The 1,784-nt window shown below is 67.3% G+C and carries 1 protein-coding gene; it reads right to left on the reverse strand.

What is annotated here, in order from left to right; all coding sequences use genetic code 11:
- A partial coding sequence (gene acs / locus DIE23_RS38915; protein ID WP_124618169.1) for an acetate--CoA ligase occupies positions 1 to 1,784 on the reverse strand: 1,784 nt, incomplete at both ends.

Here is a 1,784-nt window from a genome sequence, read left to right on the forward strand (position 1 = left end):
GTGTCCTGCGTGATCGCCTCGCCCTTCGCGAGCGAGCGCAACAGGCGCCGCATGATCTTGCCCGAGCGCGTCTTCGGCAGGTTGTCGCCGAAGCGGATGTCCTTCGGCTTCGCGATCGGCCCGATCTGCTTGCCGACCCAGTCGCGCAGCGCCTTCGCCAGCGCCGCCGCTTCCTCGCCCTCCGGGCGCGAACGCTTCAGCACCACGAACGCGACCACCGCCTCGCCCGTCGTGTCGTCCGGGCGGCCGACCACGGCCGCTTCGGCAACCAGCTCGTGCGAGACCAGCGCCGACTCGATCTCCATCGTGCCGAGCCGGTGGCCCGACACGTTCAGCACGTCGTCGATGCGGCCCATGATCGTGAAGTAGCCGGTGTCCTTGTCGCGCACCGTGCCGTCGCCGGCGAGATACAGCCGGCCGCCGAGTTCCTCGGGGTAGTAGCTCTTCTTGAAGCGCTCCGGGTCGCCCCAGATCGTGCGGATCATCGCCGGCCACGGGCGCTTGACGACGAGGATGCCGCCTTGCCCGTTCGGCACGTCCTGGCCCGTCTCGTCGACCACCGCGGCCATGATGCCCGGCAGCGGCAGCGTGCACGAACCCGGCACCGTCGGCGTCGCACCCGGCAGCGGCGTGATCATGTGGCCGCCGGTTTCGGTCTGCCACCACGTGTCGACGATCGGGCAACGCTCCTGGCCGACGTGCTTGTGGTACCACATCCACGCTTCCGGATTGATCGGCTCGCCAACCGTGCCGATGATGCGCAGGCTCGACAGGTCATAGCTCTTCGGATGGACCTTGTCGTCGGCCTCGGCGGCCTTGATCAGCGAACGGATCGCGGTCGGCGCGGTGTAGAACACCGTGACCTTGTGATCGCCGATCATCTTCCAGAAGCGCCCGGCGTCCGGATACGTCGGCACGCCCTCGAACACGACCTGCGTGCCGCCGCACGCGAGCGGGCCGTACGTGATGTACGTGTGGCCCGTGACCCAGCCGATGTCGGCCGTGCACCAGAACACGTCGGTCGGTTTCCAGTCGAAGGTCCACTTCATCGTCTGCGCGGCCCACAGCAGGTAGCCGCCCGTGCTGTGCTGCACGCCCTTCGGCTTGCCGGTCGAGCCCGACGTATACAGGATGAACAGCGGATGCTCGGCGCCGACCCATTCCGGCGCGCACGTGTCGGACTCGCCGTCCGCGATCTCGTGCATCCACAGGTCGCGATCGGCATGCCAGTCGATCTTGCCGCCGGTGCGGCGATAGACGATCACGCTCTTGACGGCTTCGCAGCCGCCCATCGCGATTGCTTCATCGGCAATGCTCTTGAGCGGCAGCGTCTTGCCGCCGCGCGCCTGCTCGTCGGCGGTGATGAGCGCAACGGCGCCGACGTCGACGAGCCGCTCGTTCAGCGATTTCGCGGAGAAGCCGCCGAACACGACCGAGTGCGTGGCGCCGATGCGCGCGCAGGCCTGCATCGCGACGATGCCTTCGATCGACATCGGAATATAGATGATGACGCGATCGCCCTTGCCGATCCCGCGTTTCTTCAGCGCATTCGCGAAGCGCGACACGCGTGCGAGGAGATCGGCATAGGTGACGCGCGTGACGGTGCCGTCGTCGGCCTCGAAGATGACCGCGACGCGTTCGCCGTTGCCGGCTTCGACGTGACGGTCGAGGCAGTTGTACGACGCGTTGAGTTCACCGTCGTCGAACCACTTGTAGAACGGCGCGTTGCTCTCGTCGAGCACCTTGGTGAACGGCTTGTGCCAGCTGAGGCCCTCGCGGGCGAG

Source organism: Burkholderia sp. Bp9143, assembly GCF_003853645.1.
GTDB lineage: Bacteria > Pseudomonadota > Gammaproteobacteria > Burkholderiales > Burkholderiaceae > Burkholderia.